The organism is Candidatus Aquarickettsia rohweri, from assembly GCF_003953955.1.
Classification (GTDB): Bacteria; Pseudomonadota; Alphaproteobacteria; order Rickettsiales; family Midichloriaceae; genus Aquirickettsia; species Aquirickettsia rohweri.
In genome coordinates this window covers 1-9,237 of record NZ_RXFM01000051.1, presented here as the reverse complement: position 1 = coordinate 9,237, position 9,237 = coordinate 1, and the positions used below count along the sequence as shown (strand labels likewise).

The window sequence follows — 9,237 nt, the reverse complement described above, 5'->3', positions numbered from 1 at the left end:
AATCAATAAGCCATTATCTAAAGAAAACCAAATAGAAATTAGGCAGAACAAATATCTCAACAATAGGATAGAAGGCGATCACAGATTTATAAAGAAACGAACTAGGCCGATGCTTGGCTTCAAATCCTTTAGAAGTGCCGCCAGAACTATTGCGGGAATAGAACTCTTGCACATGATTAAAAAAGGACAACTTGCTGACAATGACAATTATAATTCTGACTTTGATAAATTTCTTTCACTAGCTGCTTAATGGAAAAATCTATAAATAATTTAAAAATTTTACACCATATTACAGATGCGACAGAGCCTATTTTATTCCTAAAAACTGTTAATGTTCTATTTTTAGGATATATTTATATAGAAAATAAATCAACTATTAGTTGTGTAATTATTTTTAATTCTATCTAGCCAACATGCATCTCCATATGAGAAAAATCTATAATTATTTTTTATAGCATGAGTATATAATAATTTTATATTATTTATTCCACTAAATGCGCTAATAAGCATGAGTAAAGTGGATTTAGGAGTATGAAAGTTAGTAATTAAGCAATCTACTACTTTGAATTGATATCCAGGGGTTATAAAAATATTGGTTTCACTGTTTTGGTACTTAATAAATCCATTGCTATCTGAAGAAGATTCAATAGCTCTCAGTGTAGTTGTGCCTACACATATCACTCTATTACCATCTTGTTTGGTTTTATTTATTGCTTCAGCAGTTTCTTGTGGTATAAAAAATTTTTCTAAATGCATTTTGTGTTCAAAAATATTTTTTGACTTTACTGGTAAAAATGTTCCAGATCCCACATCTAATCTAATAAAATTAATTTTAACTCCTATGCTTTTTATCTTATCTAATAAACTGTTTGTAAAATGTAAGCCTGCTGTTGGAGCTGCTACTGATCCGTATTCTTTTGCAAATACAGTTTGATAATCTTGGTTATCAGTTTCCTCAGGTTTTCTTTTTAAATAAGGTGGTATTGGCATCATACCAATATTGCATATCTTATTTAGTAATATGGGATTGCTGTAATTAAATTTTAGAGTTATTTCTCCTGAATTTAATATTTTAACTACCTCACCTTTTAAATTATTTGTAAAAATAATCTCTTTATTTAAAGAAAGTAGTTTTTTTGGTTTTGCAAATGCAAGCCATTTATTAGGAGTTATTTCCCTGTTTAGATAAATAACTATTTCTTTTGATATATTGAATGAATTATTAACCTTTCCAACTAAATATGCAGGTATAACTTTGCTATTATTGAATATTAATAAGTCTCCTTTTTTAAATAAATTTATTATTTCAGGAAATTTATAATCAAAAATTTTTGCACTATTATCTAAGTATAATAATTTAGAATTACCCCTAGGGTAAATTGGATGTTTTGCAATTAAATTTTTAGGTAATTCAAAATCAAATTCAGATAACTGCATTTTATATCTTTACAATTATTTTCTTAAATTCATCTGAAATTTTTTATACATAGATTTTTTAAAATCTACTATGATATTTTCTAATTTATTGATATCAATCCATTTCCAATCAGCAAATTCTGGAGTATATAAGTTTATGTTAATTTCATTATCATCTCCAAGAAATTTTAATAAGAACCACTTTTGTTTTTGTCCACGATATTTACCATTAAACCACTTATTTTGATATATTAATGGAAAATCATATTGATACCAATTTTTAGATTCTGTAATTATACTAAAATTATTTGTTCCCATTTCTTCCATAGCTTCACGGTATAAAGCTTTTTTTGGAGATTCATTTTTATCAATTCCACCTTGAGGCATTTGCCAAGCACCTTTAGGTTTTATTCTTTCTGCAACAAATACTTGGTCATTTTGGTTAATCATCATAATACCAATGCCAAGCCTATATAAATCAGACATGGAGAAAAGAGTTACCTTATTAATTTAGTATGGAACTTTATCGTCATTATCATCTTCATTGATATCAGTAGAGTCATGAACAATTTCCTCATTATTAGATTTATTGCTATTTTTATTACCTAATAAAATAACTGTGCTGTTATATGTTTGTAATACGATTTCTGTAGTATATTTTTTTATACCTGTTTGATCATTCCATTCTCTAGTTTGTAATGAACCTTCTATGTATATCCTGCTACCCTTGTTAACATGGCTTTTTATTATATTAACTAATGCTGGTATAAATACTACTACTCTATGCCATTCAGTTTTTTCTCTACGTTCACCACTATTCTTATCTTTCCAATTTTCTGTAGTTGCCAAAGGAAAAGTAACAATTTCTTTGCCTTCTTGTGTTAATCTTACTTCAGGATCTTTACCAACATTACCAATAAGAGTGACTTTATTTAAACTAACAACCATTTTATTTTTTTAAACTCTAATAATTAATATTAATACAATAGGACTATAATGTTTTACATTTTATGTAAACATAAACTTATATAATTTTAAAAAAATTCTTGCTCTTATAATATTTTTTTTGTATCAAGAAGGGGTAATAGTTATTTATAAATAAATTCATGTCTAAGGTTAAAGTTACAAATAAAGAAAAAGTGAGCAAAAAAGTAGTTAATTTAAAATCAAAAAAATCGCTACATCCTAATTATAGAGAGATAACAGTTGAGATGACTGATGGAACAAAATTTAAAACTAGGTCTACTTTTTCAAGTGATTACCTAAAATTAGATGTTGATCCAACTACTCACCCAGCATGGACAAAAGAGGCTAATTACGTTAATACTAAGGTAACAGAAGTATCTAAATTTAATGATAAATTTAAAGGCTTGTCTTTTGGTAAAAAGTAGTTAAAAGTAGTTAATAATATTATTAATTTATACTGATATTTTTATTCACTAAATAGGGAATCTTAGCTTTGCTATATGTTGGATTCTCTCTTCTTAATTTTTCAATAAGATCAATCATGGACTGCACTATTTTACTGGCATTGAATTCACTTGATCTTTTTATAAGGACATTCAGTCCGATCTTTTGCTCTAAAACTTTATAGTGATAATATTTGCTTCTACTTATACATACTATCCTTTTTATCTCCTTTCACCTACCTTTCTGTTTCCTTAGAATTATACAATTGTGTAGTTTTTTGTAAAGCCTTAACTTCTGGTTTTGCCTACTCTTCATAAGCTACATATTTCAATAAATTGTTCGTTTCGCCATATATTAAATGTGTTTGCATATCTTAAAATTTTTTATGTTATTTTTAAAACCTTACTTCACATTCCTCAACATCAAATATTTTGCTTCGCATGAGCTACACTAAACAAAATATTTTTAATATTGATTCAGTCCTACATGTGTTTCAACTTTTACAACTAATATTTATTTTATGAAAAAGTATTTAATATATTATAAAATAAATGTATAATGCGCGACTAATTAAGTATTTTAATTAGTTAGAAAAAATATTTTGCATTAGTTCATATAGCTGTGAAGCTATATTATTAATCAATGCCGTATAATGGGGTATAAAAATGAGTAAAAAAAATTTAAGAGCTAAAAAAGCACACTTTTCTTCAGATTTTAGTTATACAAAATCAGTACTTATTGGATTATTTGCAGCTATTATCTCTCCTGTTATATATTTTATAAAGAGACAGCATGATAATATAGATATGAAAGATAGTAAACATCAACGATATAATAAAAATTGTTATAAAGAGGATGTGCAAATTGATTTAAAGGGAAAGTTTTACCAGCCAGGCATATATTATATACATGAAGGTGATATAGATAGTTTAATTGAGAAGAATCAAAAATTAGCTAGCATTACAAGTAAAAATGTTGATGATTTATGGGATATTTATTCAAAAACCTATCAATATGGGAAAGCTGATATTAGTGCATATTCTTGTGTTGATGCAGAACTTTTAATACTAGCTGAAAACGGTGATTATAATTGGGGAATTAATAAATTTGGAAATAAAAAATTTAGCGATCTATCAGTTGATCTAATAAAAAGTTGGTGCAGGGTTGTGAACGACGAAGTATTATCTTCAGATAAAAAAGGTAGGTGTTTTAGAGATGATAAAGTAGAAGTAAAAATAAAGGGTTTTGCTAATAATAAAGTAGCTTATTTGCCTCCAGAAACAACAAAAAGCTCAGTTAAAAAAGTTGATACAATAATTAGTAAAACAAAAGATTTAATGCATGATAGCTGTGTAGATGCTGCTGCTTATTTCCATATTGAATTTGTGAAGGTTCACCCATTATATGATGGAAATGGTAGAACTGCACGTTACTTTATGAACAAAATTTTAGACGAGTGCAGTATGAAAGAAGCGTATTTCGCTTCGAATGAGTTATATACTCAGGCAGTTGTAAATTCAATAGAAAGTATGAGCTATAAACCATTTAGAGATTTACTATTGAATACAATTTGCCGTAAGGAAGCTTTTGATTTTTACCCTGATAAAAATTGTATATTAGATGATGTTATAAATAAGCTAGGAAATTCAAATGAAAGTGAAAATTTACAAATACTTGCTAATAATGGTTTTGATATGCATGGTCTAAAAAAGTGTCATAAATATTTTGAGGAAAGTGTTGATAAATATTTAGATTCTAAAGAAGAAAATTATGATAATCAATCTATAGAAAATCACTTTGTTGCATAAGAATATTGATTGAAATTTACTAAAAAAAATGAAAATTTTCAATTAATAAGATTCTGAGTGGATCAAATATAACAAAAGCTACTTTTCTATCATAAATAAAGATTGATAATGGAAAAAAAATATTCAGTAGGTATTTGTCTTTATTCTTTATATTTTTATTGATTTTCAAAAATACAAACTTCATTTACACCAATTAACCCAAAATTTTTTCTTGATAATTCATCTAAATAATCTTTATTTATACTTTTATCATAAATTAAATTTACTTTGTTTTCTAAATATTTTTTTTGATCTTGTAATAAAGATAGTTCTTTCTTTTTAATAATTAACTCATCTTTTAGATCGAGCATTTTTATATATCCCCTTTCTCCAACAAAACAATGTAGTGTGAAATAAAATATTATCACTATAAAAATGAAATTAAATATTAATAAAGCATAGTTAACAGTATTGTTTTTGTTCATAAAAACTTTGATTAAATTTTATTAATGATGTATTAATACTAAGTTATGTATTTATATACCATTTATAAACAATTGAAGCAAAAAATATGATTTCTTTTTTATTTGGTTTTCAAATTTTTATTACTATTTTAATATCACTTATAATAGTTTTTCAAAAATCTAGCAGCGATGGAATTGTAGTAAGTAATAATGGTGGACAAATTCCAAGTAATGCACAGCATTCATTTATTAGTAAATTTACTATATTCCTTATTTTTATATTTATGGCAAATAGTTTAATACTTGCTAGAAATTCTATAAGTCAAAATAAAGAGAGCAGTGCTATTATAAAGTCTTTAGAAAGTGAAGATATTTCTAAAGATGCAATAATTAGTGATGCTAATGTTCCAAAAATGGAGTAATAAATTTGTGACTAAATTTATATTTATTACAGGTGGTGTAGTATCATCCTTAGGTAAAGGAATATCAACATCATCAATAGCTGCTTTATTACAAGCTCATGGGTATAAAATAAGAATAAAAAAACTTGATCCATATTTAAATATTGATCCTGGAACTATGAGTCCATTTCAACATGGTGAGGTTTTTGTAACTGATGATGGAGCAGAAACGGATTTAGATATTGGTCATTATGAAAGATTTACAGGAATATCTGCCTTAAAATCGGATTCAATAACAAGTGGAAAAATATATTCAAAATTACTTTTAAAAGAGAGGAGCGGTGATTATTTAGGTGGTACTGTACAAGTTATACCTCATGTTACAAATTTAATAAAAGAATTTATTTTAAAAGAAAGTGAGTTAGTAGATTTTTTACTTTGTGAAATTGGTGGTACTGTTGGAGATATAGAAGGTCTACCATATTTTGAAGCTATTAGGCAATTAGGATATGATTTAGGCAAGGATAATGTTATATACATACATTTAACTCTTATTCCATATCTAAAGCATGCATCAGAATTAAAAACTAAACCAACACAACATTCTGTAAAAGAGTTAAGATCTATAGGAATTCAACCAGATATAATTTTGTGTAGGAGTGAAAAAAAGATTCCTGATAATGAAAGAAAAAAAATTGGATTATTTTGTAATTTAAAAGAAGAAAATGTTATACCATCTCAAGATTTAGATTGTATATATAGAATCCCTTTGTCATATCATCATGAAGGAATTGATAAACAGATTTTAGAAATTATGAATATGCCGTATAAAGATGGTGTTAATTTATCAAAATGGCAAGAAATTGACAAAAATAATAAATTAATAAAGGGCAAAGTCAGAATAGCTATTGTAGGAAAGTATCATTCATATAAAGATTCATATAAATCATTAATTGAAGCTTTTAAACATGCTGAAATTTACCATAAACACAAAGTTGAGTTAATTTGGATTGAAACAAGCAATTTAACACAAGATAATATTGCCGATAAATTTGAGCAAATTGATGGTATAGTAATTCCAGGTGGTTTTGGAAAAAGAGGTGTTGAGCAAAAAATATTAGCTATAAAATATGCAAGAATTCACAAAATTCCTTTTTTTGGAATTTGTCTTGGTATGCAATTATCAGTCATTGAATTTGCTAGAAATGTATTAAATATTACCGATGCACATTCATCAGAATTTAATTTAAACTGTACACCAATATTTGATTTAATGAGTAATCAAAAAAAGGAAAATAATTTAGAAAATAAATCATCTAAAGCAAATATAGGTGGTACTTTAAGGTTAGGTAAATATACTTGTATATTAGCAAAAGAAAGTAACATTTATAAGATTTATGATTCTGAAAAAATTGAAGAAAGACATAGACATAGGTATGAATTTAATGTTAAATTTAAGGAAATATTTATAAATAGTGGGTTAGCTCTTAGTGGTATGTCTATTGATAAAAAATATGTAGAAACTATTGAGGTGAAGGATCACCCCTGGTTTATTGGTGTTCAATATCATCCAGAGTATAAATCAAAGCCATTTTCTCCTCATCCACTGTTTATATCTTTCATTTACTCTGCAATAAATGGGCAAAAGGTAAATTATGTTAAAAGTTGATAAAAATCATTCATTTTTTAGTAGTTATAAATCTATCATATTGATGATTTTAGTTCTTTTAACTTCACTTATTTTTTCATTTATTTCGACTAATCTTTTTATCTTAACATTTTTTGGATTTTTACCAACATTAGTTGCTATATCAGTTGATAAAAACCCCAGTAGGATTTTATCTCAAATTATTTTTCTTTTTAACCTCCTTGGAAGTATTCATTTGTTTTTGGATATTTTATTCAATGCTGATAATATTCAGCAAATCTCATATATAATTATATCTATGCCACATACTTGGGTAATTATATACTTATCTTGTGCATTTGGGTGGGTTATATATGTAATTGTGCCAAAAATAATATACTATTTTATTTATAACAAGAAATTTGACTTATTTCATGAATTAAATCAAGAATTATGTAGTATTCATGAAGAGTGGGGTGAAGATAACATTAATACTGCTTTAAAAGAGATAAAAAGTAAAAATTAGTTAATTTTTTAATTCTATTATTAACTTATTAGACTATATAAAGAAAATCATTCTTGTTTATTATCAGTATCCTTATTTTTTTCATCCATTCCTTTCCTGAATGATCTTAAACCTTTGCCTAATTCGCTCATAACTTTTGGTAGCTTGCCTGCTCCAAATAATACAAATACTATAAGTAATATAATTAATAATTCTCCAACTCTGCCAGTCATATAAAAATTAACTTGATATAATTTTTTCTTTAGTGAATATTAGTATATTTAAAATTAATAATATTAGCAAGTTTATAAATTTACGATGCATTTTCAAGATATAATATTTAATCTTCAAAAATACTGGAATCAACAAGGTTGTGTAGTACTTCAATCTCTGGATACAGAAGTAGGTGCTGGCACATCTCATCCTGCTACTATGTTAAAATCTTTGGATGAAAAAAGTTGGAATGTTGCATATGTACAACCTTGCAGGAGACCTGCAGATGGTAGATATGGTGATAATCCTAATAGAATGCAGCATTATTATCAATTTCAGGTGCTTATGAAGCCATCTCCAGATGATATTCAAGAAAAGTGTTTAAATAGTTTAAAAATTCTTGGAATAGATAGTAATTTACATGATATAAGATTTGTCCATAGTGATTGGGATAACCCTACTCTTGGTGCTTGGGGGTTAGGATGGGAAGTTTGGTGCAATGGTATGGAAATTATTCAATTTACTTATATGCAACAAGTTGGTGGAATATCATGTAAGTTAATTCCTGGAGAAATAACTTATGGTTTAGAAAGGCTTGCTATGTATATTCAAGACAAAGACAATGTTTGGGATTTAGTATGGAATTCTAGTGGTATTACATATAAAGATATATTTTTAGCTCAAGAAAAAGAATTTTGTGAATTTAACTTTAATGTTGCTGATACAGATATGTTAATCAGACATTTTAATGACTATGAAGTTATGGCACAAAAATTAATAGATAAAAATCTACTTTATCCTGCTTACGACTATTGCGTTAAATCATCTCATCTTTTTAATATTCTTGAAGCAAGGGGTGTATTAAGTGTTACAGAAAGAGCTTCATATATTAGTAGAGTTAGAAATATTGCTAAGAATTGTTGTTTAAAGTTTTCTCAAAATTGTAATTAAAAACTATAGCATGTCACTCATAATTTTAATATGAAATGCATATAGATAGAAAGCAACAATACAGTAATATTTAGTACAGTTAGGAACAACGATATAGTCATTGCAAACGAACGAAGTGAGTGTGGCAATCCAGGAAAATTATCAACGTAAACGCTAAAATATCCCCATCTTGACAAGTATTATACGCCTTTCTTTGGGTTTCTTAAGTTTTTTGATAATTCTAAAAAAAATTTAATTTGATGATATTTTTTTATCAATATTATATGGAAGTAAATTTACTAACTCTTTTGGATCAGAATAATCATGAATATGATTCAGCAAATATTTTAAATAATCATAAGGATTAATCTTATTTACTTTGCAAGTTTCAATAATACTATAAATATTTGCACTAGCTTTAGCACCCTTAGTTGTTGCACAGAACATCCAATTTTTTCTGCCAACTGCAAATGGTTTTATACTA

Annotated in this window: 14 protein-coding genes; 7 read left to right on the top strand and 7 right to left on the bottom strand. The window is 26.5% G+C overall.

Going from position 1 to position 9,237, the window contains the following annotated elements; all coding sequences use genetic code 11:
* Window positions 1-250: DDE-type integrase/transposase/recombinase (locus EIC27_RS04175; protein ID WP_126044873.1), on the top strand; the 250-nt coding region annotated here is incomplete at its 5' end.
* A gap of 119 nt (window positions 251-369) precedes the next feature.
* On the opposite strand, the gene queA is transcribed toward EIC27_RS04175, so the two are convergent.
* From queA to ssb, 3 genes are read right to left on the bottom strand one after another with little or no spacing between them, the layout of a single operon-like run.
* Window positions 370-1,437: a tRNA preQ1(34) S-adenosylmethionine ribosyltransferase-isomerase QueA gene (gene queA / locus EIC27_RS04170; RefSeq protein ID WP_126044872.1), complete on the bottom strand. Its 1,068-nt coding sequence runs from the start codon at window positions 1,435-1,437 to the stop codon at window positions 370-372.
* 15 nt (window positions 1,438-1,452) lie between these two features.
* Complete coding sequence (locus EIC27_RS04165) at window positions 1,453-1,902, bottom strand: RNA pyrophosphohydrolase (protein WP_126044871.1); 450 nt, start codon at window positions 1,900-1,902, stop codon at window positions 1,453-1,455.
* A gap of 24 nt (window positions 1,903-1,926) precedes the next feature.
* Window positions 1,927-2,364, bottom strand: coding sequence for a single-stranded DNA-binding protein (ssb, locus tag EIC27_RS04160; protein ID WP_126044870.1), 438 nt, complete (start codon window positions 2,362-2,364; stop codon window positions 1,927-1,929).
* 158 nt (window positions 2,365-2,522) lie between these two features.
* On the opposite strand from ssb, the gene rpmE reads away from it, so the two are divergent.
* Entirely contained in the window at window positions 2,523-2,807 is a 285-nt protein-coding gene (gene rpmE, locus EIC27_RS07880; RefSeq protein WP_126044869.1) for a 50S ribosomal protein L31, read from the top strand.
* 684 nt (window positions 2,808-3,491) lie between these two features.
* Complete coding sequence (locus tag EIC27_RS04150; RefSeq protein ID WP_126044868.1) at window positions 3,492-4,634, top strand: Fic family protein; 1,143 nt, start codon at window positions 3,492-3,494, stop codon at window positions 4,632-4,634.
* Between the two features lie 155 nt (window positions 4,635-4,789).
* On the opposite strand, the gene EIC27_RS04145 is transcribed toward EIC27_RS04150, so the two are convergent.
* Complete coding sequence (locus tag EIC27_RS04145; protein ID WP_126044867.1) at window positions 4,790-5,098, bottom strand: FtsB family cell division protein; 309 nt, start codon at window positions 5,096-5,098, stop codon at window positions 4,790-4,792.
* A gap of 86 nt (window positions 5,099-5,184) precedes the next feature.
* Here EIC27_RS04145 and EIC27_RS04140 point away from each other — a divergent pair, with 86 nt between their 5' ends.
* From EIC27_RS04140 to EIC27_RS04130, 3 genes are read left to right on the top strand one after another with little or no spacing between them, the layout of a single operon-like run.
* Window positions 5,185-5,499: a preprotein translocase subunit SecG gene (locus EIC27_RS04140; RefSeq protein ID WP_126044866.1), complete on the top strand. Its 315-nt coding sequence runs from the start codon at window positions 5,185-5,187 to the stop codon at window positions 5,497-5,499.
* Window positions 5,500-5,506: 7 nt separating this feature from the next.
* Complete coding sequence (locus EIC27_RS04135; RefSeq protein ID WP_126044874.1) at window positions 5,507-7,147, top strand: CTP synthase; 1,641 nt, start codon at window positions 5,507-5,509, stop codon at window positions 7,145-7,147.
* Complete coding sequence (locus EIC27_RS04130; protein ID WP_126044865.1) at window positions 7,134-7,631, top strand: hypothetical protein; 498 nt, start codon at window positions 7,134-7,136, stop codon at window positions 7,629-7,631. The genes EIC27_RS04135 and EIC27_RS04130 overlap by 14 nt, the downstream gene beginning before the upstream one ends.
* A gap of 47 nt (window positions 7,632-7,678) precedes the next feature.
* Here EIC27_RS04130 and EIC27_RS04125 read toward each other — a convergent pair whose 3' ends face one another.
* Window positions 7,679-7,843: a Sec-independent protein translocase subunit TatA gene (locus EIC27_RS04125; protein WP_126044864.1), complete on the bottom strand. Its 165-nt coding sequence runs from the start codon at window positions 7,841-7,843 to the stop codon at window positions 7,679-7,681.
* Between the two features lie 85 nt (window positions 7,844-7,928).
* Here EIC27_RS04125 and EIC27_RS04120 point away from each other — a divergent pair, with 85 nt between their 5' ends.
* The gene (locus tag EIC27_RS04120; protein WP_126044863.1) at window positions 7,929-8,774 is read left to right on the top strand and encodes a glycine--tRNA ligase subunit alpha; all 846 of its coding nucleotides are present in this window, start codon (window positions 7,929-7,931) and stop codon (window positions 8,772-8,774) included.
* Window positions 8,775-8,791: 17 nt separating this feature from the next.
* Here the strand turns inward: EIC27_RS04120 and EIC27_RS07030 are convergent, their stop codons facing one another.
* Complete coding sequence (locus EIC27_RS07030) at window positions 8,792-8,950, bottom strand: hypothetical protein (RefSeq protein ID WP_154663846.1); 159 nt, start codon at window positions 8,948-8,950, stop codon at window positions 8,792-8,794.
* Between the two features lie 55 nt (window positions 8,951-9,005).
* Window positions 9,006-9,237: transposase domain-containing protein (locus EIC27_RS08220; protein WP_205702331.1), on the bottom strand; the 232-nt coding region annotated here is incomplete at its 5' end.